Source organism: Rufibacter sp. JT20002 (assembly GCF_056491185.1).
This window is the reverse complement of sequence record NZ_JBSZJY010000005.1, coordinates 204476-227007: the sequence shown is the minus strand read 5'-3', so window position 1 is coordinate 227007 and position 22532 is coordinate 204476. Positions and strand designations below refer to the sequence as shown.

Below are 22532 nucleotides of genomic sequence, written 5' to 3'. Positions count from 1 at the left end.
TTGAGGTGATTTGTTCTAGAATCCTAACCCTAAGGCAAAGCTCATGGGCATTTTGGATAGGTCAGAGACTTTAGCCGCAGCTCCGGTACTCAGGTTGATTCTGTAAATAGCGGATTGGCCTCCGGTCTGGAGCAGGGCAAGAGCGGTGCCGCTAACCCCGCCTATGTCAAGGCCGTTATTAGGCCCGGTAGTTACGCCTAAGCTTCCCACCAAGAGCTGCGTTCCGTTATTAGGAGGGCTTTGCAGGTAAAGGGCATCAGTGCCGAAGTCAATGTTATACAGCGCCGTAGAAGTGGCCCCCGCAAAGTTGTTGGTGTAGGCACTGGCGTCCACCATGGATGTGCCGGGATTTAGCATTCCGTCTACCATGGCTACCATGCCGTTTGTGGGGTTCAGGCGCAGGTTCTGGCCGGTGTTGCTTACTACTCTGATTCTGTCTACCGTTGGGTTGAAATCAAAGCCGAAGAACTCGCCGGAAAGGGCAGGGGTAAACGGACCACCCACGGCCGTGAACGCCCCAGTCGCTAAGTTGACGGTGTAGATTCTATTGGTGCTGCCCAAGGCATACAGTTGCGAGGTGGCCGGACGCATGTCTATGCCTAACACTTTTTCGCCGGGTTGCAGGCCAGTGATGGGTTTAGAAAGGATGGTAGCTGCGTTATATGGGTTAAAGATGAGCAGGTTGTTGCTTGCATCTACCCCGTAGGCTACCGGGTTGGTAGGAATGGCTATCCCAATAATCATACGGTCGGTTTTACCCAGGTTCATGGCTTTACCGGTAGCCAGGTCGATGTTGTAAAAGCGGTATTTGTTTCCGTTAGAGTCTTCTTTCTGGTTTTCTGTGCCGCCGCCCCGGCCATATAAAGCGGCAATGGCTAAAGAATTATCCGGGGCTATGTCAAAGCCGCCTTCGCCCACTGCCTGCACATTCAAGCGCCCTACTTCTACCAGAGTACCGACATTAGGTGGACTTTGAATGTAGAGCTTGTCGGTGGCAACGTCAATATCATACAGGGTGGTAGTAGTGGCACCGGCCATGCTGTTGGTGTAGGCCACGGCTACCACTTCAGGGCTGCCCGGGTTCAGGTTTCCATCAATGGCTACCACCGCGCCGGTCTCGGGGTTCAGGCGCAGGTTCTGGGTTTCATTGGTGACTAGTCTTATGCGATCAACAGTGGGATTAAAGTCAAACCCTACTTGGGTGCCGTCTATGGCCGGGGAAAAAGGGGCTGAACCAACCCGGGTAGCTACGCCAGTATTCTGGTTGATGACATACAGATAACTCTGGTTACTTACCCCGTAAAGCTGCCCGGTAGCCGGACGGAAGTCAATGGCTAGTATCCTCTCGCCGCTTCCCAGCCCGGTAATCATTACCACATCTGTTTCCTGCACCTTGCCGCTGGTGCTGTATTCCACCAGTTGGTTGTCATTCGTCAACCCATAAAAAGTCAGGTCGCTTTTCACGGTAGCCTCAGCAATAGAGTTGGCGTTAAGTCCTTCTTTAGATTCCAGTGCGTCTTCTGAACAGGAAGTGAAAAGGGTGGAGAGGGAAAGCAGGCCAGTAGCCCATACTAAAAAGCGGTGGTTGTTTTTCATATCATCGTAGGGTTATTGGTTAGATGCAAGACCTACGACTGGGCTTCTACCGTGGATTTTACCTTTGGTAAATTATTTTGTTTCTAGATTTAAAGGATAAAGTGCAAGAACAAGGTCTGAAACATCTATCTACCAAAAGGTTCGCCCGTGCATCTCTGACTAGGCAAGAGATGCACGGGCGAACCCTGAAACTTCCTGAAACTGCCGTGAAAACAGGGCCCGGAATACAAAGATTACCTGGGCGCGATGGTGTTTTTCTCCAAGTACTCAGGAAGCAGTCGCCCGATGATCTCGTTCCAACCCGCTACAAAGTTCTTCTTGGCAAAGTCAGGGTTGTCTTCAGGAAAGGTCTCCAATCCCGTGTGGGTAAGGGTAAGCTGGGTGTTTTCGCCCTCGGGAGCAAGGTCAAACGTGACAAAGGAAATACCCGGGTACCCATCATATCGCCAACTATAGGTGAGCTTTTGGTTTTCTATCACTTCGGTGACTTCGCACAGGTGCAGGTAGCTGTTTTCTTCGGTGCCGCCCATAAACTGAAACTGAAAGCCAACCACAAGTTTGAACTCGGCCAAATCAAAGTACCATTCTTTCATCTGGTTTCGGTCTGAAATGGCTTTCCAGACGTTTTCAACTGGGGCGTTTAAGGTGCGGTTTACTACAATTGGTGCTTTCTCCATGGGTATGTTTTGTGATTTCTGCTTCTGGTCTGTTTTCTTAAAAGTAGCCTCAAAGAGTCCGGCTATGCTTTGGGATGAGAAACTGACCACCTGGTATTCGCCCAATCCAGCTGTTGGGCTGGGGTGAGGTAAGTCCAGGCAATGATGCGGCTAATCTTGTTTCCCTGGCTCATGGGGATCGTTCTGACCTCTGCCGCGCCCACCAATTCCAAGGCTTTATAAGCGCTTTTCAGGTTTTCGCTTTTTGACACCAAAGACGTAAACCAGAAGCAGGAATTAGCGAATTCTTTGCTCTCCCGGATCATGTTAGAAATAAACGTCGCTTCGCCGCCTGCGCACCACAGCTCATTGCTTTGGCCCCCAAAATTGAGGACGGGTTTCTTGATGTGTTGCTGTTTAAGGTTCCTCAGTTTCCGGATGGACCCTGACTGGGCCTCTGCGGCCGAGGAGTGGAAAGGCGGGTTGCACAGGGTAAGGTCAAAGCGTTCGCCTTTCTGAATAACACCCTTGAAAATTTGCATAGGGTTGGCTTGCAACCGGTATTCTATCTGCCCCTTCAAAGAAGAATTCATCTCCACAATCTTGCTTACTGAGGCAATAGAAACAGGGTCAATGTCAGCGCCCACAAATGACCAGCCGTACTCCCGGTTGCCAATAATAGGGTAGATGGCATTGGCGCCTACCCCAATGTCCAGGCATCTCACCTGAGGCCCTCTGGGGGTTTTGTTTCCATTGCCCTGGGTTTGGGTGCTGCCCAACAGATCAGCGATATGGTGAATGTAATCGGCCCGGCCCGGAATAGGCGGAGTCAGGTAACCGGGCGGAATGTCCCAGTACCTGATTCCGTAGAAATGCTGCAGCAAGGCCTTGTTCAAGGTTTTCACCGCCTCCGGATCAAAGAAATCAATGGATTCATCCTTAAAGTCATTCAGCTTTACAAAGCGTCCCAGCTGGGGACAACTCTTAATCAGTTGGGGAAAGTCATAGCGTTCCCGGTGCCGGTTACGAGGGTGTAAGGCTGCCTTCTCTTTTGGATGTTCTTTCTTTTTAGGAAGCATGAAAGGGGGTGACGAATCAATCTTGTTTTCTGGTGCGCAAGCTAGGTTCTTTCCTTGAAGAAAGTGGCAGCTTTAGTTTATTCTCAATCTGAGTCAATGAATTAACTCGCAAACTGATGGCCTATTTTGTCTCCGCGTACCTTTTGAAGTTATCAAGAATGGCTTGCCAACCGGCTCTTTGCATGTCTGCTGAGTGGCTGGCATCTGGGTCAAAACTTTCGGTTACCGTGGTTTGATCGCCTTGGCCTTCAAAGTCAACGGTCACTTGTCTCCCGTCTTCCAGAGAATACGCGATTCTCTTTTGGTCTACGACTTCGTCATAAGTGCCTTCGAAATCAAAACTCATGTCGCCTGCTTTGGCCGCCATGGTGGATCTGAATTTTCCGCCGGGTCTCAGGTCGTTTTCAGCACTTGGGCAATGCCAGTCATCAGAGGCAAAGTTCCAGTTCACTATGTGCTCCGGGGAAGTCCAACGCTCCCAAACTCGGTTAAGGTCCGCTGAAATGGTAGTCTGTACGGTGATTTTGTTACTTTCCATAGTAGTAAGTGGGTTTATGGTTTATTGTTGTTGATTTCGTGGAAGAAAGGGTAGAAGGACATGAAAGCAAAAAACGTCAATTTCTTAATTTCTGGGTACTGCCCTTATGCACATGAAAGCCGGAAACGCATTCAATTCTTTAAAATGCCTGGGGTCCAGCTTCTCAAATTCGGGCACAGGTTTGGGTTCTATCAGTTTATCTATGTAAAAGCCATTGTCTGTTAACGAAGCGAGGCAGACGCCCAAGGGTCTTCTGTAACTATGCACCTCCACAGGCTTCCCGAAACCTTGCCAGGTGCATTTCACAGCTTCTACCTCAAAATAGTGGGTAGACTTAAAGTAGTTGAATTCCTGGAACGGGTGCTCAATGGAGATAACCAGAAAGCCCTCGGGTTTCAGTACTCGCCGGAATTCCTGGATGGTCATAGTCCAGTCTTGCAGGTAGTGGAGGGCCAGGGCACAAAGGACTATGTCAAAGGAGGCGTCTTCCAGCATTACCATTGGCTGTGCCAGATCATGGACGAAGAACGTGCCGGCCCCTTTGTTGCGTTTTGTGGCCAATTCCACCATTTTGGGGCTTAAGTCAAACCCAGTTACATCGGCTCCGCGGGAGATAAGGACCTCGGCGTATTTGCCCGGTCCGCAGGCCGCGTCCAGCACTGACTTCCCTTTTACCTCGCCCACCAACCCCAGGGTGTTGGGGCGGTCGTAATAGGCATTGTGGGGTTTATGGTCAATCAGGTTATTATAGCTTTCGGCCAGTTCTTCGTAGGCTGAAAGAATCTTTTCTCTCATGTTTTCTTCCATACCTTCGTTAAGTAAATGCGCTTTCAAGTTACCCTACTCCTTTAGGTTAATCCGGAAGAAGCAGTGCTTTATTCTTATGAGAGATGGTGATTCCACAAATTAAATAAAATCATTTGAATGGCAGAATAGGTCCCCTGAGTGATTATAATTGTAAAAAATACGCTTATCTTCAAGGTGACAAGATTGGCAGGGCACTGCCGTTCTTATACTATCTCCAAAATCATATGAAATACAGAAACTTTCTAAAACTCCTCCTTGCGTTGACGCTCCTGGTTAGCGGAGGGAGTGGACACGCACAAAAGCTCAAAAAGAACCAATTTGACAACCCCATTGCAAGGCAAAGGGCAGACCCGCATGTCTGGAAAGCGGCCGACGGAACCTATTACTTCATTGCCACGGTGCCCGAGTATGACCGCATTGAGATGCGAAAAGCCAAGAGCATCAATGGTATAAAACAAGCGCAACCCGTGGTAGTATGGCGCAAGCACGAAAAAGGGGCCATGGGTAACCACATCTGGGCTCCCGAGCTGCACCAAATAGACGGTAAATGGTACATCTACTTTGCGGCCGGCTCGGTAGAAGACAAATGGGCCATCCGTAAGTACGCCTTGTCTAATGCCTCGGCAGATCCTACCAAAGGCGAATGGAAAGAGGAAGGTGAGATTGTTAGCAAACCGAACCAGTTTACCTTGGATGCTACCACCTTTGAGCACCGGGGACAGCGTTACATGATCTGGGTTGACCGGGCTCCAGCCAAGCAAACGAACACCAGCCTCTTTATCGCTAAGATGACCAGCCCTACCACTTTAGACGACAAACAGGTGGTCATCACCCAACCGGAATATGCCTGGGAAATACAAGGACACCGGGTGAACGAGGCCCCGGCGGTCATCATCCGCAACGGGAAAGTGTTTGTGACGTTCTCGGCCAGCGCTACGGATGCAAACTACTGCTTGGGCTTGCTTTGGGCAGAGGAGGGAGCCGATCTGCTGGATACGGCCTCTTGGCATAAACTACCCGAACCGGTTTTTTACACCAATGAACGCCTGAAGCGTTATGGACCCGGGCACAATAGCTTCATTATAGCCGAAGACGGGAAAACCGACGTGATGATCTATCATGCCCGCGACTACAAAGAAATCATTGGCGAACCCCTGTACGACCATAACCGCCACACCCGCGCGCGAGTCCTGAAATGGACAAAAGACGGCATGCCTGATTTTGGCCAGGAATTGGACGACAATGAAATGGCAGTGAAAAAACCAAAAAGGTCTAAAAAGGTGAAAAAGCAATAGTAAGCTAACCCTGCGCACTTTTGAGTTCAACTGAAAAAGCCGTGGCTTAGAAACATTTTCTAAGCCACGGCTTTTTGTTTATTCAGCTCCTGGTCTGTATTCTATTCGCCTATACAGCATTTTGAAAAGCGCTGCTTGCAGCTTTGAGAGGTTTGGTAGGTGGTAGAAACGACTTTGTCTACGTTAATTACTTTAGATTTAAGGCCTTTTTTACAGCTATATACAGGGCGTCAATGACGGCTTGGTCGTGTCCGTGCGCGGCTCCCGGCACCAACAGGAACTCTTTCTTAGGCGCTTTTACTTTGTCAAAATACGCTTTGGTAAGCTCCTTAGGAGTTAAGATATCTTCCTGCCCCTGTATAAAGTAAACCGGAATCTTGTAACGCAGACCATCTCGCATGAAATTGACGCCAGCTCCCATGGGCTTTATTCCCATTCCCTTGTGTCCGGCAAAGTAAAGGAACGAATAATCATCTCCGTCAAACCGGTTTTGGGCGTCTTTCTCATTGTCATAGGAGGGAGCCACTTTCCACCATGAGGCAGGTGCAGGAGTTGACTTTTCCCTTTCATACTTCTTGATGATGCGCATGAGTTGCCCTTCTTTTCTGGCGTCTTCATAGGGTGGGGGACCCAAGGACACCAACTTGTCTATAGATTCCTGGTCTTTAGCGGTTTGGGCTAGCTTGGAAACTGTTTGGTAGGCTTGACGGAAACCTTCCGTCAAGCCTACCACTTGGGAGTGGCCCACATACGCAGAGAAAAGATCTGGGCGTTTTAAGGCCATGCTAGCCCCAAGCACCGATCCCCAGGAGGTGCCAATCAGGGTTATTTTCCGCTTACCCAAGTGCTTGAGCAGGTACTCAGACAGCTCAATCCCGTCAGCGGTCATCCGCTCTACGGTCAATGGGTTCTCTATCCAGTACTCCTCGGTTACCGTTTCGGGGGCATTTTTGCCAAAGGTTCTCCCCGCGCCACGTTGGTCCCAATACACCAGTACAAATTCCTTTTTCCAGTGACCATAGATGGCATCGTCATACTGGCTCATGGTGCTGCCCGGGCCTCCATGCAGAAACAGGATAACGGGTTTGGTCTTGTCTTCCCCACTAATGGTTACCCACTGCTCAATGCCCCCAATAGGAATAAATCTTTCCTCCTGTATGGCGTTCGTTTGTGCGGCTATTCTGCCTGAAATCAAGGACAGGAGTAAAATGAATAGAAAATTGTGCTTCATAAGGGTTTAGTAAAGGAACATATTTTGGGTCTGACAGAGTAGGGGACGAAACAGCTTATACTTAGTTAAAGGCATTTCAATACGTTTAGAGCTTTTTAATCTCTGTAGTTAGTACCAAGTTTTAGAGCTTCTACAATCTCTTCAGGCAGCACGTGCCATTCTTGTTCGCCATGGATGCCAACACAGATTAGGTTACTTTTTTAATGCTGACACGAGGTCATGGTGGTATGCTGGCGATGAGATTATTTCTTTTTTTCCTGGCTACAACTGCTCCTTTGTTATTCATATCGGTTTTAAAGCAGTAGCGAGCTCCTCAAAATTACTTTGAAGATTGTAGCCCGGTAAGCCGTTGCCTATTTTAACTGAAGTTTCATCATGAGGTCGGTTTGTTCGTCATTGCCTAATTTGAAAATGTGCTTATCAAACACCACGAACCCATTTTTCTCATAAAACCGGATGGCTCTTGAGTTTTCTTCCCAAACCCCCAGCCAAACATAATCCACGTTTCTTTGATGTGCGATCTCTATTGCTTTCTCGTAAAGGATCTGACCAACCTTTTTCCCGTGGTATTCCTTTAAAACATAAATCCGTTCAATCTCCAGGGCATTTTCGTCTTTTACTTCGGTCTGCGATTGTCCACCGTTTACTTTCAAATACCCAATTGCCTTATGATCAAGAAGAGCAAAGTAAAACTCAGAGTTTGGATCAGAGAGTTCGGTTTCTAGTTTTTCGGTTGAAAATCCTTTATCCAAATACTCTTTCATATTTTCCTCGCTATTCACTGAGGAAAATGTTTCAGAAAAGGTTTGTCTACCAATGCTCTGTAGTGTTTCTAAATCTTTTAACGTTACTCTTCTTGTTTCAATATTTTCCATTCTTGGTGGGTGAATTTTAGGATTACTACTAACAACAGTGAAATAGCTTTTTACTGCTTTTTAGCTGTTGCCTGGGAATAAGAGTTTTCGCTTCTTTCTTTCACTACGTTGAGTATTACTACCTGAAAGTCGTCCATGATGTAGTCTGCCCAAAGCTTGGAGTAGATGTTAAAGTTTGTGGTCACTCGGTAGGTACAGCTTAGGGTTAACTTTGTAGTATTGTGGTCAATCCTTGTCATCTTGTACCCTCCATTTACCACGTCAAAGTATTTGCCGCCTACCTCCACATGCTTATCAATCGCTTCTGGCGGTATATGGTCTACCAGGATATCATAAGCGAAGGAGTCATACAACTTCCATTCGGTAATCTTTTCCCTGAACTTTATTCCTTTCTCCCAGGTGATGTGCCTGACACCTCCGATTCTTTCATCTGTTAGTTTTGACTGGATAGGTTTGGGGATGCCTATAAAGTGGGCAAAGCTCCATTTAAGTTCTTCGTCCTTTATAGTAGGAACACTTTTGATATTGTTCCACACGGTTTCTTTGTCTGCCTTGATAATTACTTCGGAGTTAACCGTACTGGTGGAAGTGGGGCTTTCAAATTGATATTCAATGGGGGCAAACAAGAATGGCAAAGCTAGAAAGATGTTCAGCGTCTGCTGTTTACTCTGCCAACGGTCAATCATTTTTCCCATGACCACGCCGCCAATACTAGCAGAAAGCATGAACGCTGGCAGCAGCAGCACCACACAGATGGTTGCCTCCAAATAGGTGATGATGGTAGTATACAAAAAAGCGAATACAGCTACCCAAGGCATACAAACCCTGAACAACCTTGATGCTTTCTGGCCTTCTGTTCCAAAATAAACGGTTATTGCCCCTATCACGGCAGGGATTCCGAATAGAAATGAAAGCGACATTGTCTTAAACTGGTTGACAACATCTGATTCGATTAGAAGCCGGGCAGCCAATCCGTAGATTGTCCCTAACACTAATCCTATTATAATTGACCTGTATTTCATTATTACTTTAACCGCTACGCTCTGGTGTTAACAGCGTGCGAGGCCTTTGGCTGAGGCATGATGTTTATGTAGTGTTGTGCTTAGTTTTTTTGTTTACACGTGTTCTCCAATCCAGCATTTCTCAACCCAATCTAGAAAATTTTCCCATTTTTCGTCTGTTGCCCCATGGTGGGTCCAGTATCTGACTTTATACTCAGGGGCTGTTGAGTTCAAGTCAAAACAGAAATAGTCGCCGTTATCTTCCAGAAATGGAAGTAGGTGCTTTGGCAATCCATACTCCCTCGCTTCATTCACTGATTTAATCAAGTCCGTGTAGCTACCGTCCTCTAACAATTGGTAAGGCTCGTAAGTACTGAAAAAGACATTGGAATACTCTAACTGATATTTCACATAGGAGGGAGGAAACTTTACACCTAATTTCTCCTCTGCGTTTTTTATGTCCTGTTCTGTTGGTAGGGCAGGAGGTTTAGGAACTGATTTGCTTAATGACTTTAGTCTTTCTAGAGTTTCCATTCTAATTTATTTAAATGCCTTCTAAAGCCTCCTCATGCATGAGGCGTTCTAAGCCGTCGGCCGCAGCATGGCTAATGCAACTTGTTACTTGAAGTTTATATTTTCTGAAAGATAAGCTGGGTCACAATTGTTTTATACACTATGTATTTCCCTTCTATTTTATTCTCAATAACTGCATACTGATTCATGATTAAGTTTTCTCCCTCTTTTCCAATCAGGGAAACATTGGCAGAAGCCAGATTGGAGCCATACAAAAGCAAGAACCTTCCGCTGTCAACTCTGTAGCTCTTGCTCAGTACTTTTTTGTAATTATCCCTTTGCTTCTGTTTCCCTATAATCTGGAACTTAGCCCCATCGACAATTAGGTTCACATCAGCCTCACGTTCATCATAAATCAGTTTCGAGCTTCTGTGAATGCTTTTAGTTGCATATACTGCCGAGTCGGTGAAACTAAACTTTCTGTTGGTAACAGCTCTCCAGTTCCCCAGCATCGCTTTTGGGTCCGTGATAATGGTGGCGGTGTCAAGTTGTACATGTGGTTTAGCCGAATTGCTGCAAATCCAGGTTTTAACCCCGTCTTTAGCATAGGACATCCCCATCTGAGTTCTTAGTACATCCTTCGTAAGGTATCTATTATACTGGCTGTAGTCCGAGTCCCACTTTTCAAATGTTGGAGTCGGGAAACTGTTAGCGTACTCTAAAGGCAGTTCAACATATCTTCTTTGGTGATCATTAAGGGCGGAGACAGTTTCTTTGGACACGGAACATGAAAAAGCAACTATCAACAGAATACTTAAAGGAATGTATTTTCTCATAATGATAGTTTCATAAAATGTTTTCCATTATGGAGGCAGGAACAATGAATTGTCAAATTATAATCAATGGGGCAGCCATGCATTATAGACCTTGTTGGCGGTAGTTTTATGTCACCAATTTGGTTTGTAATGTTCAATACTATCTACTTGAATTTTTTTCCAAAATGATTTCTGTCCGTCTCTTTCAAGTCCTCTAAATGAACCGTAATAAGTCTCTGGTCTTTGTTCGTAGAACATAATGTCTCCGGTTGCCTGAATTTTGCCAAAGTATTTTCCAGTCTGCCCACCATTTAAATTTTGGAACATATCTATTCTGATTCTGTCCCCATCAATAAAATAGTATCCAGGAGCTCCCTTTTTTGAGTTATTGATCAGTTTGGCATCTGGCATTCCCTCACATGAAATGAAAACCACCTGTCCGCCTGAGAAAAACCTACAAAATACATCACGTTTTTCCCGATTTGTTGAATACCTGCTGTTTGTACTGTCAATTAAATAAATGGCTGTGGTATCAATTGCCTCCTTATCCAACCTAGTGTATTTTGGTTTATTGTATAGAAAAACCTTTGGGTTATCCACTCTGTAACCACCCTCTTCTGTCAAATGATATGAAACACATGATGTGATCAAAATTATTATCATCAACAATACAGACCTTGTCATATGAAGCCCAAGTTTGGTTTAGTAGATTACCGCCATCGATTAGTATAAACAACGTGCGAGGTCTCAGGCCCTGGAAAGGTGTTTACACAATGTTGGTGGTGGTTTTAATTACTTTGTGTGTTGAAATAGTCCCAAGCGGCTTTAGAAATGTCAGCAATGATTTTTTCGTTCTTGTCAATGTCTTCTTTTGAGTTAGTTACAAAAACACTGATGAAAAAATAATTTCCATTCGGCAAAAAGACAATTCCAATATCGTTGACCGCTGCTGTTGTTCCTGTTATTTTATTTTTTCCGGACGAACCTGTTCTGTGAGCAACAACAGTGCTTTCAGGCAGTAGTCCTTTTAATCTGTTATTGCCTGGTACGGTTTCCCTCATCTCTTTCCAGACAAAGTCATAACTTCTTTGAGAAAGTAGCTTTTTCTTGTTGTGATAATAAGCTTCTAAAACATTAGTGGCAGCTTTGGGGGTTGTCCAGTTTTGGTATTGTAAATCCCAATTGTTCTGCATCACTTCTTCATTGATTTTTATTGAAACGTCTTTGAAGCCATTTCTCAATAAGTACTTCTCAACTGCCTGAGGCCCGCCAAGAAGCCTCAGCAAAGCGTCACACCCCACATTGTCGCTGTGGGAAACCGTATAACTTATGATTTCTGCAAGCGGCAGCGTTGCGCCGTTCGGGTACTTCTCCCGAAGGGGGCTGTGAAGACCAGGCAGCAGGTCTTTCGTCCCGATGGTAATTTTTTGGTCAAGCGACAACCTGCCTTTATCAACTTGGGATAAGGCTGCTAAAGCGATATGGAACTTAAACACACTCTGCATGGGAAAGTGGCTGTCTCCATTTATTGATAACGTATCTTTCCCATTGGTACCGATGATCGAAACACCAACGGTCGCATTCCTTGTTGAAATTATTTGTTGTATTTTTTGCCGCAAAGGATTTGACGTTTGTGCCAAGGTCTCACAAACAAGGAATAAAAAAAGCGCAGTAACTAAACTAAATGTTCGAATCATGTTTTGAATATGTGAAGGCTGTTGAATGTCTGTAATTTTACCACCAACAGATTGGGCAATGCGGCGGCAAAGCTGCCGTATGGGTGTGGTTAGCAGATGTTATTATGTTCTTTAGAATGTTTGTTTCTTTTCCATGTCGGGAAGCGCCCTGTCGATACGCTTTGCCAATTCTGGTAATTTAATTGTAGGTACCGCGGGAAATAGGTGATGTTCTAAATGATAGAACATACTAAATGTCACCTTATTTTTCCAACCGCCTCTTTGGGTTCTCGCATGCTCTGGGTTATCATGCGTATCATGGTGAACTGTCCAAACGGCGAAAAAGGCCATTAAGAATTCACCTATCACCATTATTGAAATATGATAAATGAGGAAATTAATTTTTAGGTAGAAAACCAGGGAAGCTAATAACCCTATTGAAACCAATTCAAAAATCACGTTCTTCTGGTAGTTGCTGTTGCCGAGCTGCAAGGTGACTTTATGGATCAAGAACATGTGGATTGGCCCATAAAGAATAGCCCCGTACCAAGTCATCCTAGCAGCCTTGCCTTCGTAATCCTCCTCGGATAGACAATATTTATGGTGCCTGATGTGGTTGAACTTCACAGCATGGATGGAAACCAGCATCAATAAACTGTTCAGGTAAAGCGAAAGCCAGGTCAAAAAACGGTTCGTACCGAGTGAGTTATGAAACCCATTGTGTACTTGCCGCAGTCCTGTCAGGAAGAAAAAGGCCGAAAACGGTAAAGCTAAAATATAATGCCCGAAATAGGCAAGTGACAAGGAGATGGCAAACCAAGGAATTGTCAGATTATTTTCAATCAACATTTCTTTTAAGGACAGGCTCCTTATATCCTTCCATTCAACTTTTTTGAGTTTTTCTTGATGTGTCAAAACCTTCTTGTTAAATATTTGCCAACCGGTTTGGCTAAGCTACGGGCTAGGCCTTCGGCCGAGTGTAGCGTTTACACAATGTTGGCAGACGTAATTTTCATTTAAAGCTTATCTATTTAATTCTTCTAATGATGATATATGCTCTTATTTTAGAAGTGATTAATCAAGGAAAGGATATTTATATTCACTTACTAACTTCCCTTCAGTTGAGTAGTACCTCCATATTCCTGAATGGTGTCCATTTACAAAAGTCCCTTCTTCTCTTAAAGTATTAGTGCCATAGTAATATTCACGGTAGTAAACTTTGTTTTTGTCTTTGAGTTCGTTGAATATTCTTGTCGAATTTAAGGATTTATAATATTTAGTCTCTATCACCGAAGAATCAGTCTGCTTTATTAATGATGGCTCTCGCTCAATAATTGGAAGAGGAAAAAATATTTCAGAACCATCATTCTCTAAGGCAGGAATTGAAGCCACATCTTTCAATAGTATTACCTGCTTTCCCAAATATATCATGAAAGCAAATAGTACCAAGAGAATAGCTGAAGCTGAGATTTCTTTCATAGTTTTTTATGACTGCCAACGGTCTCATATAAAAGACGTGCAAGGCCGTCGGTCGTAGCATGGCTTTTACACCTTGTTGGGTGACGTTATTTTTGGTTGAACTTTTCCCTCCCATTATAAAGGTTCTTAGGCGGATTTGCGGAAATGACTACCCCGACTGCTTTCCCATTTATATTGTAACTGCTACTCAATTCCTTACTTCCGATGATTTTGATTTCTTTTAGTAGGTCAGGAGTTATGCTGGCCAAGTCGCCTGCGTAGTTCCCTGTCAGGGGCTTCCCATTCAGGACATATTGAAAACTGCTGTCCCCACCGTCGGCCTCAAGTCGGCTCTTATACTCACTGCTTGCCTCTTTTAGCACCTTCTGGTACTTTTCTTTAGCAAATGCCCTAGTTTCAATCTCAACAGCACCGTCCTTGGCTTTGTCTCCGTATCGGTTCGTGGCATCTTTGCCGTAGTAAGCCGTCAGTGAAGCAACAGCTTCCGCATCCATTGTCTGCATTGCAGATTTATCAGATGCTTTTCCGTCTATGATGAAGTGCGGATTAGGCCCAAGCTTATTGGCGGCTTCAACAGGAGTTATTTTTTGAGCAGGTTTGCAGCCTATAATGGTTGCAGCTACGGCAACTACAAGTAAATATCTTTTCATTTATTAATTTATAATCACACCCAACGTACTGGTGTAAACGGCAGCGGAGGCCGTCGGCCGATGCTGGTGTTTACACGTTGTTAGGTGGATGCTTTTCTTAGTCTAATTGTACTGTTACAGTTCTTCTTTCTGTATTGATAGAGATCCAGTCTTTGGTTTCTTCACTTGGTATAGTGTCAATCAAGTTTCCTCCGCTGGAGAATTCAACTATTGCTTGTTCACCGAGCAAAATTGTCATTGAAAACTCCTCTTGTCCGTTTTTACCAATCCATGCTCTTGTCCGCATTCTTCTGGAATCAATCGGATTTTCGTTTGTCTCTATTGCTGGAGAAATTCCGTCACACCAAAGACTTCTAATTTCTTTATGGTCACTTTCTCTGAAAATTCGGGTCAGTCGGTATTCTAATGCACTACAGAAATCTTCATCAAGTGATTTTAACAAGGCTTTATTCTTTTAGTGTTTTTATTTAAGCTTGCACCTAACGGCTTGGCTAAAAAGCGTTTTAATGCTTATTAGGTCTTGTTAGGGGAAGTAATTTATTCTACTTCCTTCAACCAATAATTCAAATCATCTTTTTCATATTCTGTGAGTTGAATTTTTGATTGTATCCTACTGTATAACGGGTTAGGGTATTTTTCTATAGCTAGCCAAATATACTCTAAGTGATAAGGTCGTGCATCTTGGGTGGCTTTCGTGAAAGGTTTTTCCAACAGTTCAGCCGATTCCTTATTTTTAAACTGTACCATAGCCTGATACATTTCCCTATAAAGACTATAATCAAAACCTGTGTCTTTCATGATCTCCCTTGCCTGTATTTGCGCTATGGACTCTAAGAACTCAGGGGCAGGGAAAAATTTGACAGCTTTTATTCCATAGTATTCCTTTTCTGGGTCATTCAAGAAACTCAGTATAAAGGTCTTGTCCTCAGGTCTTCTGTATTTAGCCAATGCTATCAAAGCCGCTTCGTTACCTTCTTCCTGCAAAATCTGCTTTACTCTTGAATAGTAATGTTCATTGGGCTTTATTTTTTTGAGCAGGCTTGTTTTAGCACTAAGTTGAATTGTTTTGTCAAAGATTAGGAGACTATCTATTTGCTTTTGTTGAGCCTTATTCAACTTGTAGGAATCCAAGTCCACATAGTTTGGGGTTAGTAAGTCTAAATAAAAGTCGCCGATGGTTGTTGAGCTACCGATACATCCAAACTGTGTATCTACTCTAGAGGTATCCTGTAGATTCTCCTTAAGGATATCAAAGCAATCTGTGTCTTTTCTTAAACTCAATGCCCAGAAAGAATAGCATTTAACAGCATTATTGGGATATCTTAAAAGTGCCTTCAGTTCGGGAGTACTAGCCTTTGCGGTTAAAGCTTCGAAGTTATTATATTGCTCTGGTTTTACGCCAGCTTCATACACTGCCGAAGACATCACCTCATTTACTTTGGCTATTTTCTCTGCTAATCTCAAAGTTTCTTTCCCCACCAGGCTGTAGTCAAAACTTTTTGACTCGGAAGGTACATTTTGCGCTTCTTTTAGATTCTGCTTCCCATTCTTGCATGAGAGCACCAGAAAAAAGAGGAGTATGTATAAACTGACTTTCATGTATTGTTTTTAGTTATAGATTCTAAGCCATCCAGTTTTCCATAAATTTAATTTATTATTTCCCCTAACGTACTGGGCTAAACGACGGGCGAGGCCGTCGGCCGAAGGCTGGCGTTTAGGTGTTGTTGGCAGACGTTATTTTGTAACACTTACTACCTCATCCCAATCCATCTTTGTAGAGTCGATGAAGTTGATTAGTACAGAGTCCTTCACTTTTAAGTACACAGGTGAACCCTCATGATACATTGTGGTTGTGTCTCCTGATTCCTCTATGAAAATTTTGTTTGCATTGGCTTCAAGTTCGCTGTTTTTATCAGTACCATTGATGATGTACAACATGAACAGTGCGAAACCCAAACTCATCAAGAAGTTAGCAAGGATTATTCCGCGTAATACTTCTGTTCTTTTTCCATTTATGTATCGGATGGCTGCTGCTAACAACCATAAAAAACCAATAAAGAATGTAACGAGGGTTATTATGTGATGTAAGCCAGGGGCATGTATGTATTCATGTCCAATATTTAGATAACATAGCCACGCAGTAACTAGTCCGATTGTGTAGAATAGAAATGCAATTAAGAATCCTTTATACATGCTTCGCTTTGTTCTTTATAATTTATAATGACTGCCAACTACTGTTTATAAGGGACTGTTCCGGTTGTTGGCTCCTTGGGAGGGGCCAAAGTTCCGTTTACACGACTACCGTTGGTTGTGTAAACGGAACTGCACTGCGGAATATACTATATAGTTATTTCCTGATCATTAAGGAAAGTACAACCATTTTGGTTTTGGGTCTACTTTCCTTAAAATATCCCTTAAACACCTTTTCACATCAACCTGGCTTGCTCATGGCGCATGGTTTACTCCACCGTTACATTCTCAATCGTGCTTTTACACCAAGAGATAATTTCCATTTCCGTGAAGGGGCACAGAAATTATTCTTAGAAACTGAAGAAGCATTTGGGGTAAGGGTTATTCAATTTAGGTTTATACACAAAATGCCTGTTGCAAGGAATCTCCTAACAACAGGCATTTTGTTGTTGACTATAAAGCCAAGATTTGTTTTGAGTTTCTAATACTAACTCAAAAATAGTTATGCGCGAAGTCTACTCTGATGAAGTTGCAAATAAGTTGAAGCGTGCACCGAACTTCAAATTACATTTGTATAGGCTTTTATTGGAGATTAAGGGTTAGAAGCTTTTATGGCTTTGTTTTTCCACTATTATCAACAAAAGCGGTTTTGAGGAATTTTGGCAAAAACCTTCAATTTAAAAGATTGAATCTCCAAATTTATTTAACAGCAGACTGTCTAATTGTTTGAGTTCCGTTAGTAAATCTAGATGGCTTTGGGTTAATGAAGCTTCAGCTTTATCATTTTGTAACAACTTTTTGATTTCACTCATTTCAAAGTAAAAAGATTGAGATTGTAGTTCAAGCTGAAGTAGTGAAACCTTCCTTTTAATGTCGTCCTTTTTTTGTTTAACTACATTAATAATTTCAATAGCCGATTCAAAATCAACTTCCTTTTGTTCGATAGATTTTAAAAGCCCGCATTCAAATTTGGCACATTGTTTCGGCCTTTTAGAATAGATAGTGCAACCATCACAATATTTTTTACAGGGTTGAAGAAAGAAACCTTCCCCATTTGTATTCTCAATATCTATCAAATCTCTCAATAAAGGCAACTCTTCACGCTCAAGCTGGACAAAACCAATCACGGTACCATCACAACAAAGCCCACAAGACAAACAGATATTAGTTGAATCATTCATGTTTTCTGATTAAAACCTTTTAGTGATGTACTCCTGCAAAGTACACCTTAAAATCGTGCTTCCGTACTTGCTACATGGGTTTTACTGCTGTTATGTAAAATGATCTGCAACTGACCTTCTTTTACAACTATCAATTCTTCCCGATCTGTCAGTGCACGTGGTGGATGAATGATTCGTTGGGGAACAAGGATTGATCCATGGTCGCGAAAGCCTAAAAGGGTTGTGGTAATAACCTTTAGCTTTGGAAGAGCTCCCAAAAAGTTTTTATTAACCCTAACATGTTGTTTCGAGCCTATGGACAAAGGTCCATAGGCTCGAAACTAATTACTAAAGCGTACTGGCGGCTTGCGGTGCTTGGTGCCCTGCTCATACGAATACGTGAGCTTGATGAGCGTGGGTTCAGCGAACATGTCGCCCAGAAACTGCAGGCCGGCAGGCAGGTTGTCGTAGGTATACCCCATTGGCACCGTAAAGGCGGGTAAGCCCGTATGCGGCGCGATGATCTGGCTGTTGTCGCCTTTGTAGCCCTTGAAATCGCCCACCTTAGCGGGAGGGTGGTTCCAGGTGGGATAAATGACCGCATCCAGCCGGTGCTTTTTCATGGCCCCTGTCACGGCTTCCCGGAATGCGATTCGGCGGGTATCGTGGTAGGCATCGCCGCAGGTTTTGGCATCAGGAGCCGGTGCGGCCGTCTGGCTCAGTTCGTATTTCAGGTTCTCTTCAATGTAGGCCGAATACTTGCCCGACGCTGCCACTTCCTGCAAATTTTTCACCGGTGCTTTGGGTCCCAGAGAAGCCAGGTACTGGTTTATATCGTGCTGGAAAACGGAACACCACTGGTCCTCGCTTACCTCCGCAAATTTCGGGACTTCAAAAGGATCCACGATTTCGGCGCCCAAGCGTTTAAGGTCCGCAATGGCTTTCTCAAATAGCGCTTTTACCTGCGGGTCGGGATCTTTGTCACTCAGTATTCGCAGTACGCCAATACGGGCACCTTTCAGGCCGTTATTGTCCAGAAACTGGCGGTAGTTGGCCGGTACCTTGCCTCGGCTGTGTTCGGTTAAAGGATCAGCCGGGTCGTGCCCCGCGATTACCTCCAATATCCGGGTGGCGTCTTCTACCGTCCGGGCCATGGGGCCGCCCACATCGTTGCGCAAATAAAGCGGGGCGATGCCCGCACGGCTAGTAAGACCTAAGGTGGAGCGGAAGCCCACCAGGGCATTGTGCGAAGAAGGACCCCGAATGGAATTGCCGGTGTCTGAACCTAATCCCACGGAGCCCAGGTTGGCTGCCACCGCCGCGGCCGTGCCGCCGCTCGATCCGGCCGGCACATGTCCCAGGTTGTAGGGGTTCAGCGTTTCGCCGGCAATGGAACTGATGGAAACCATAGGACTGAAGGCCCACTCGGCCATGTTGGATTTTGCCAGCACCAACGCGCCGGCCTCCTGCAACACGCGCACCTGGTAGGCATCGGTCTCCGGCTCAAAGCCTTTCATTGCCAGAGAGCCCGCGGCGGTTTGCAGGCCTTTGGTATTGAAGTTGTCTTTCACAATGAGCGGTATGCAGTGCAACGGCCGCAGCTTCTTCGTTCTCCGATGTTCTGCATCCAGGTCCCGAGCCAGCCGGAGCGCCTCTGGGTTGGTGAGTACAATGGCGTTCAATTTGGTAGGCTGGTCGTACTTCTCTATCCGTTGCAGGTAGGTGGTCACCAATTGCTCACAGGAACAGGTGCCTTTTCTGAAAGCCGTGTGGATGTCAGCAATCGTCGCTTCCTCCACGTTGAATTGTCCGCCCGCTCCGTTTCCTACCTTGCCGGTTCGGGTGCAGGCACTAAACAGGGCCACTAAAATCAAAATGCTAAGTGCCCTGAAGAAGTAAAGTCGCATAATATTGTCTATAAATTAGTGACACTTGGTAACGCAGTATGACTCATACACCATGTTAGCCGAAGATTTTCTTTTTAATTACAAGTTGTATATGCCTTAGCACATTGCATATTTGGTTCTAGCCAACCTTGTTTTACATTACTCTTGAGCTCAACTTTAACATTTACTCGGCTTCGATCGATGAAGGTTAAAATGGTCTGTTTGCTTGTTGCGTTTTGCACATTTATGAAGTGGCAGCCTTTGAAAACCGATCTTTCATTTTAGCACTTAACTTTCTTTGATGCACAAAGTTTCACTTTAGCACCGACCCGCATTTCATGAATATGCTGTTAGCGGTAGTTATTTTGTCCGCCAGTTAAGTCATTTAGAGATAGTTCTACTGCTTTTTTTGCGTGTATGTCCGTCGTGTCAAATAAAATATGCTTGGTATTGTCCGAGGTAACCAATAAACTGATTTCCGTGCAGCCAAGTATAATTCCTTCTGCACCTTTAGCAATCAAATTGTCTATAATTTCCAAATAGGCTTCTCTTGATTGGTCCGTAATTATTCCTTTTACTAATTCATCATAGATGATTTTGTGAACAACTTCTCTCTGTTCTTCATTAGGAATTAGGGTTTCGATAGCGTGGTTGTCAGAGAGCCGTCCTTTTAGAAAGTCCTGCTCCATAGTAAATTTTGTGCCAAGTAGTCCGACTTTTTTGATTTTACTTCTTTTGATTGCCTCTGCGGTAGCGTCTGCAATGTGTATAAATGGGATCTTTACTGTCGAAGTTATTTTATCAGCTAATTTGTGCATCGTGTTGGTACACAAAATTATAAAGTCAGCACCACCGTTTTCTAACTTTTGTGCTGCTTCGCTCATCATTTCGCCAAGTTTATCCCAATCTCCATTATGTTGTAAAGTTGCGATTTCTCCAAAGTCAACGGAATACATTAAAGACTGGCAAGAATGAACACCTCCAAGAGATTTTTTGACTTCTTGATTTATGATTTTGTAGTAAACCGTAGAACTTTCCCAAGACATTCCTCCAATCAGTCCAATAGTTTTTTGCATAGGTTGTATCTTTTATAATTACCGCCAACGGTTAGGCTAAAAAGCGTTTTAATGCTTTTTAGCTGATGTTATAGTCAGTATTTTTATTTATTCAGTTTTGCACTGTTCTATTAGTTCAAGCCTTTTTACAACACTATTTTTCTTTAGTATGGTACCAGGGGATAAGACTGCATTTGCGCCTATTCTGGAGTTGTCGCCAACTAGAGAACCGAATTTCTCTGTACCTGTTTCAATTATATTAGAGTCATGTACAACTGATATTTTCTTTGAAGCCCTTTCATTGTAGTGGTTGGCGGCAATGGAACCAGCTTCAAAATTTATGTATTTACCTAGGATACTGTTGCCAATGTAATTGAAATGCGCAACAGCAGTTTCTGAGCAAATAATACTACTTTTTATTTCACAGCCAGGTCCAACTTTAACAGCGCTATCAAGGTAAACACCTTCTCTGAAATAAGCGTTAGCCCCGATATAGCAGTCTTTGTTTACTATAACTGGGCTTTTCATTACAACTCCTGTTTCAATTATAGCTGTTTTATGCACAGCTATTCCACCCTCTATATTATAATCCTCGCCAAGATGTGAAATCATCTTATGCAGAATTTCTTTAAGATTGTCTGTTATCTCCCATGGCTGTAAGTCCTTTTGGTTGGGGAAAGTATCAGAAAATCCTTGTATAAAATCGTCTATGAGAATCATGAATATTAAATTGTTGATAAAGGATGAAAAACTGATTACATATTATAGTATCAAAATTGGCTATAACGGCCTCGTGTAAAAAACGTGCTAGGCCGACGGCCTAGCACGTTTTTTACACAATGTTAGCTGGTGCTATTTTTTTTTCTTAAGTAGTTCATCTCAAGTCCATGTATGTGATTCAATTCTACTGAATCGGTTATCACTTTCTTTAAACCATTCCAAGCTTTTTTACCCTTTTCTATAATACTTATCCATTCTGGGTCATTTAATATTTCGGAATCACTTTTACCAGTAGATTCATATCTATCTAAGTCCATGTGAAATTCCTTAATCACACCAAATTCTTCATTTGATATGTAATCATTAGCAAGTTGCGATGCGTAATTATTGTCAACTGCCAAGTCATCAAAATATTGACACATGTCCTCTCCGAACCAGCCTACTTCATTAGGGTATTTGTGCTCAATCCATAATCCTTTTTGATATTCTAAATGGGAAAATTCAAATAACATCGCAATCCAGCGTAATCGCCAGTTTCTTCGTTGCTCTATTTTTTCTTCTTCGGCCATTTATTAATACCAGCTAACGTCTAGTGCATGAGGTGTGCGAGGCCGTCGGCCGAAGCATGGCTTATGCACCTTGTTAGCACAAGTAATTTTACTTATATGTTTTATTTTATCATTTGACAGGGTTGCTTCGATTTCCATCCCTTATGCAGCCAAATAGAGAGTTAGTATCCCAACAACGAAAATTCCAACAGCTGATGCAATTTTTAGATTTTTGCTTTTCTCTTTAATGAGGTAGTAAACAACTGCACCAACCAATGCACCAGCACCGCTAAAAAGGGCGGCATACAGAAGTCCCGTGTTATCATCTGTTGCTATTACATTTGCTAAATTGTATCCGAGAAAAGTTGGTATTATTAGAAAAACCACTCGCCAATTTTGTTCTTCTTTATTCATTTTTATTTGTGCTAACTACTGTGTATAAGTAACTGTTCCAGTTATTGGCGCTTTGGCTGGAGCCAAACTTCCGTTTACACGTCTACCGTTGGTCGGATAAACGGAACTGCACTGCCGAATATACTATATAGTTCTTTCCTGATCATTAAGGGAGCAGCTACCTGTTCTGTTTCCAGTCTACTTTCTTAAAAACAACACCAAAAAATATTCCTACTTCAACCGGCCTTGCTTGCGGCGCATACTTTCCTGCACCGGTACATTCTCAATCTTGCTTCCCAGCCAGTAGATGATCTTTAGGAAAGGATTCTAAAATCTGCCCGTCGTACGGAGCATCACCAAGGAAAAATT

The 22532-nt window shown here is 43.6% G+C and carries 25 protein-coding genes; 1 reads left to right on the top strand and 24 read right to left on the bottom strand.

Going from position 1 to position 22532, the window contains the following annotated elements:
- Positions 1-15: 15 nt before the first annotated feature.
- The 5 genes from ACW9SV_RS20455 to ACW9SV_RS20435 form a co-directional block, all read right to left on the bottom strand.
- A complete protein-coding gene (locus ACW9SV_RS20455) occupies positions 16-1596 on the bottom strand; it encodes a DUF4394 domain-containing protein (protein WP_479558634.1) in 1581 nt (526 codons plus the stop codon).
- Between the two features lie 233 nt (positions 1597-1829).
- Positions 1830-2273 (bottom strand): SRPBCC family protein, encoded by a 444-nt coding sequence (locus ACW9SV_RS20450; protein ID WP_479558633.1) that lies wholly within the window; start codon positions 2271-2273, stop codon positions 1830-1832.
- A 62-nt stretch (positions 2274-2335) separates the two neighbouring features.
- The gene (rlmF, locus tag ACW9SV_RS20445) at positions 2336-3331 is read right to left on the bottom strand and encodes a 23S rRNA (adenine(1618)-N(6))-methyltransferase RlmF (protein ID WP_479558632.1); all 996 of its coding nucleotides are present in this window, start codon (positions 3329-3331) and stop codon (positions 2336-2338) included.
- Positions 3332-3452: 121 nt separating this feature from the next.
- Positions 3453-3869: an SRPBCC family protein gene (locus ACW9SV_RS20440; protein WP_479558631.1), complete on the bottom strand. Its 417-nt coding sequence runs from the start codon at positions 3867-3869 to the stop codon at positions 3453-3455.
- Between the two features lie 84 nt (positions 3870-3953).
- A complete protein-coding gene (locus ACW9SV_RS20435; protein WP_479558630.1) occupies positions 3954-4664 on the bottom strand; it encodes a class I SAM-dependent methyltransferase in 711 nt (236 codons plus the stop codon).
- A 236-nt stretch (positions 4665-4900) separates the two neighbouring features.
- Between ACW9SV_RS20435 and ACW9SV_RS20430 the strand changes: the two genes are divergently transcribed.
- The gene (locus ACW9SV_RS20430; RefSeq protein WP_479558629.1) at positions 4901-5971 is read left to right on the top strand and encodes a glycoside hydrolase family 43 protein; all 1071 of its coding nucleotides are present in this window, start codon (positions 4901-4903) and stop codon (positions 5969-5971) included.
- A 187-nt stretch (positions 5972-6158) separates the two neighbouring features.
- Here the strand turns inward: ACW9SV_RS20430 and ACW9SV_RS20425 are convergent, their stop codons facing one another.
- The 19 genes from ACW9SV_RS20425 to ACW9SV_RS20335 all read right to left on the bottom strand — a co-directional run bounded on the left by ACW9SV_RS20425 (position 6159) and on the right by ACW9SV_RS20335 (position 22184).
- Positions 6159-7202 carry an alpha/beta hydrolase gene (locus ACW9SV_RS20425; protein ID WP_479558628.1) on the bottom strand — a complete coding sequence of 348 codons (1044 nt, stop codon included), beginning with the start codon at positions 7200-7202 and terminating at the stop codon, positions 6159-6161.
- Between the two features lie 353 nt (positions 7203-7555).
- The gene (locus ACW9SV_RS20420) at positions 7556-8077 is read right to left on the bottom strand and encodes a GNAT family N-acetyltransferase (RefSeq protein ID WP_479558627.1); all 522 of its coding nucleotides are present in this window, start codon (positions 8075-8077) and stop codon (positions 7556-7558) included.
- 50 nt (positions 8078-8127) lie between these two features.
- Entirely contained in the window at positions 8128-8997 is an 870-nt protein-coding gene (locus tag ACW9SV_RS20415) for an SRPBCC family protein (protein WP_479558626.1), read from the bottom strand.
- A gap of 195 nt (positions 8998-9192) precedes the next feature.
- Positions 9193-9612, bottom strand: a complete 420-nt coding sequence (locus ACW9SV_RS20410) for an SMI1/KNR4 family protein (RefSeq protein ID WP_479558625.1) — start codon at positions 9610-9612, stop codon at positions 9193-9195.
- 95 nt (positions 9613-9707) lie between these two features.
- Entirely contained in the window at positions 9708-10427 is a 720-nt protein-coding gene (locus ACW9SV_RS20405; protein ID WP_479558624.1) for a hypothetical protein, read from the bottom strand.
- Positions 10428-10538: 111 nt separating this feature from the next.
- On the bottom strand, positions 10539-11090 hold the full coding sequence (locus ACW9SV_RS20400; RefSeq protein ID WP_479558623.1) for a hypothetical protein: 552 nt from the start codon (positions 11088-11090) through the stop codon (positions 10539-10541).
- 104 nt (positions 11091-11194) lie between these two features.
- Positions 11195-12103, bottom strand: a complete 909-nt coding sequence (gene bla, locus ACW9SV_RS20395; RefSeq protein WP_479558622.1) for a class A beta-lactamase, subclass A2 — start codon at positions 12101-12103, stop codon at positions 11195-11197.
- A gap of 111 nt (positions 12104-12214) precedes the next feature.
- Positions 12215-12997: a fatty acid desaturase family protein gene (locus ACW9SV_RS20390; protein WP_479558621.1), complete on the bottom strand. Its 783-nt coding sequence runs from the start codon at positions 12995-12997 to the stop codon at positions 12215-12217.
- Between the two features lie 159 nt (positions 12998-13156).
- The gene (locus ACW9SV_RS20385; RefSeq protein WP_479558620.1) at positions 13157-13561 is read right to left on the bottom strand and encodes a hypothetical protein; all 405 of its coding nucleotides are present in this window, start codon (positions 13559-13561) and stop codon (positions 13157-13159) included.
- Between the two features lie 86 nt (positions 13562-13647).
- Positions 13648-14211 (bottom strand): hypothetical protein, encoded by a 564-nt coding sequence (locus tag ACW9SV_RS20380; RefSeq protein ID WP_479558619.1) that lies wholly within the window; start codon positions 14209-14211, stop codon positions 13648-13650.
- 97 nt (positions 14212-14308) lie between these two features.
- Complete coding sequence (locus ACW9SV_RS20375) at positions 14309-14653, bottom strand: hypothetical protein (RefSeq protein WP_479558618.1); 345 nt, start codon at positions 14651-14653, stop codon at positions 14309-14311.
- A 95-nt stretch (positions 14654-14748) separates the two neighbouring features.
- Entirely contained in the window at positions 14749-15810 is a 1062-nt protein-coding gene (locus tag ACW9SV_RS20370; protein WP_479558617.1) for a hypothetical protein, read from the bottom strand.
- Between the two features lie 135 nt (positions 15811-15945).
- On the bottom strand, positions 15946-16404 hold the full coding sequence (locus tag ACW9SV_RS20365; protein ID WP_479558616.1) for a hypothetical protein: 459 nt from the start codon (positions 16402-16404) through the stop codon (positions 15946-15948).
- 674 nt (positions 16405-17078) lie between these two features.
- Entirely contained in the window at positions 17079-17582 is a 504-nt protein-coding gene (locus tag ACW9SV_RS20360) for a YkgJ family cysteine cluster protein (RefSeq protein WP_479558615.1), read from the bottom strand.
- 320 nt (positions 17583-17902) lie between these two features.
- Complete coding sequence (locus ACW9SV_RS20355) at positions 17903-19468, bottom strand: amidase family protein (protein ID WP_479558614.1); 1566 nt, start codon at positions 19466-19468, stop codon at positions 17903-17905.
- A 329-nt stretch (positions 19469-19797) separates the two neighbouring features.
- Positions 19798-20523, bottom strand: coding sequence for an aspartate/glutamate racemase family protein (locus tag ACW9SV_RS20350; protein WP_479558613.1), 726 nt, complete (start codon positions 20521-20523; stop codon positions 19798-19800).
- A gap of 87 nt (positions 20524-20610) precedes the next feature.
- The gene (locus ACW9SV_RS20345) at positions 20611-21222 is read right to left on the bottom strand and encodes a DapH/DapD/GlmU-related protein (protein ID WP_479558612.1); all 612 of its coding nucleotides are present in this window, start codon (positions 21220-21222) and stop codon (positions 20611-20613) included.
- Positions 21223-21344: 122 nt separating this feature from the next.
- The gene (locus tag ACW9SV_RS20340) at positions 21345-21791 is read right to left on the bottom strand and encodes a hypothetical protein (protein ID WP_479558611.1); all 447 of its coding nucleotides are present in this window, start codon (positions 21789-21791) and stop codon (positions 21345-21347) included.
- 141 nt (positions 21792-21932) lie between these two features.
- Complete coding sequence (locus tag ACW9SV_RS20335) at positions 21933-22184, bottom strand: hypothetical protein (protein WP_479558610.1); 252 nt, start codon at positions 22182-22184, stop codon at positions 21933-21935.
- Positions 22185-22532: the final 348 nt, after the last annotated feature.

Excerpts from the sequence above, each read along its gene's own strand:
- ACW9SV_RS20455 (WP_479558634.1), bottom strand. The coding sequence starts at position 1,596 with ATGAAAAACAACCACCGCTTTTTAGTATGGGCTACTGGCCTGCTTTCC.
- ACW9SV_RS20450 (WP_479558633.1), bottom strand. The coding sequence starts at position 2,273 with ATGGAGAAAGCACCAATTGTAGTAAACCGCACCTTAAACGCCCCAGTT.
- rlmF (WP_479558632.1), bottom strand. The coding sequence starts at position 3,331 with ATGCTTCCTAAAAAGAAAGAACATCCAAAAGAGAAGGCAGCCTTACAC.
- ACW9SV_RS20440 (WP_479558631.1), bottom strand. The coding sequence starts at position 3,869 with ATGGAAAGTAACAAAATCACCGTACAGACTACCATTTCAGCGGACCTT.
- ACW9SV_RS20435 (WP_479558630.1), bottom strand. The coding sequence starts at position 4,664 with ATGAGAGAAAAGATTCTTTCAGCCTACGAAGAACTGGCCGAAAGCTAT.
- ACW9SV_RS20430 (WP_479558629.1), top strand. The coding sequence starts at position 4,901 with ATGAAATACAGAAACTTTCTAAAACTCCTCCTTGCGTTGACGCTCCTG.
- ACW9SV_RS20425 (WP_479558628.1), bottom strand. The coding sequence starts at position 7,202 with ATGAAGCACAATTTTCTATTCATTTTACTCCTGTCCTTGATTTCAGGC.
- ACW9SV_RS20420 (WP_479558627.1), bottom strand. The coding sequence starts at position 8,077 with ATGGAAAATATTGAAACAAGAAGAGTAACGTTAAAAGATTTAGAAACA.
- ACW9SV_RS20415 (WP_479558626.1), bottom strand. The coding sequence starts at position 8,997 with ATGTCGCTTTCATTTCTATTCGGAATCCCTGCCGTGATAGGGGCAATA.
- ACW9SV_RS20410 (WP_479558625.1), bottom strand. The coding sequence starts at position 9,612 with ATGGAAACTCTAGAAAGACTAAAGTCATTAAGCAAATCAGTTCCTAAA.
- ACW9SV_RS20405 (WP_479558624.1), bottom strand. The coding sequence starts at position 10,427 with ATGAGAAAATACATTCCTTTAAGTATTCTGTTGATAGTTGCTTTTTCA.
- ACW9SV_RS20400 (WP_479558623.1), bottom strand. The coding sequence starts at position 11,090 with ATGACAAGGTCTGTATTGTTGATGATAATAATTTTGATCACATCATGT.
- bla (WP_479558622.1), bottom strand. The coding sequence starts at position 12,103 with ATGATTCGAACATTTAGTTTAGTTACTGCGCTTTTTTTATTCCTTGTT.
- ACW9SV_RS20385 (WP_479558620.1), bottom strand. The coding sequence starts at position 13,561 with ATGAAAGAAATCTCAGCTTCAGCTATTCTCTTGGTACTATTTGCTTTC.
- ACW9SV_RS20380 (WP_479558619.1), bottom strand. The coding sequence starts at position 14,211 with ATGAAAAGATATTTACTTGTAGTTGCCGTAGCTGCAACCATTATAGGC.
- ACW9SV_RS20370 (WP_479558617.1), bottom strand. The coding sequence starts at position 15,810 with ATGAAAGTCAGTTTATACATACTCCTCTTTTTTCTGGTGCTCTCATGC.
- ACW9SV_RS20365 (WP_479558616.1), bottom strand. The coding sequence starts at position 16,404 with ATGTATAAAGGATTCTTAATTGCATTTCTATTCTACACAATCGGACTA.
- ACW9SV_RS20360 (WP_479558615.1), bottom strand. The coding sequence starts at position 17,582 with ATGAATGATTCAACTAATATCTGTTTGTCTTGTGGGCTTTGTTGTGAT.
- ACW9SV_RS20355 (WP_479558614.1), bottom strand. The coding sequence starts at position 19,468 with ATGCGACTTTACTTCTTCAGGGCACTTAGCATTTTGATTTTAGTGGCC.
- ACW9SV_RS20350 (WP_479558613.1), bottom strand. The coding sequence starts at position 20,523 with ATGCAAAAAACTATTGGACTGATTGGAGGAATGTCTTGGGAAAGTTCT.
- ACW9SV_RS20345 (WP_479558612.1), bottom strand. The coding sequence starts at position 21,222 with ATGATTCTCATAGACGATTTTATACAAGGATTTTCTGATACTTTCCCC.
- ACW9SV_RS20340 (WP_479558611.1), bottom strand. The coding sequence starts at position 21,791 with ATGGCCGAAGAAGAAAAAATAGAGCAACGAAGAAACTGGCGATTACGC.
- ACW9SV_RS20335 (WP_479558610.1), bottom strand. The coding sequence starts at position 22,184 with ATGAATAAAGAAGAACAAAATTGGCGAGTGGTTTTTCTAATAATACCA.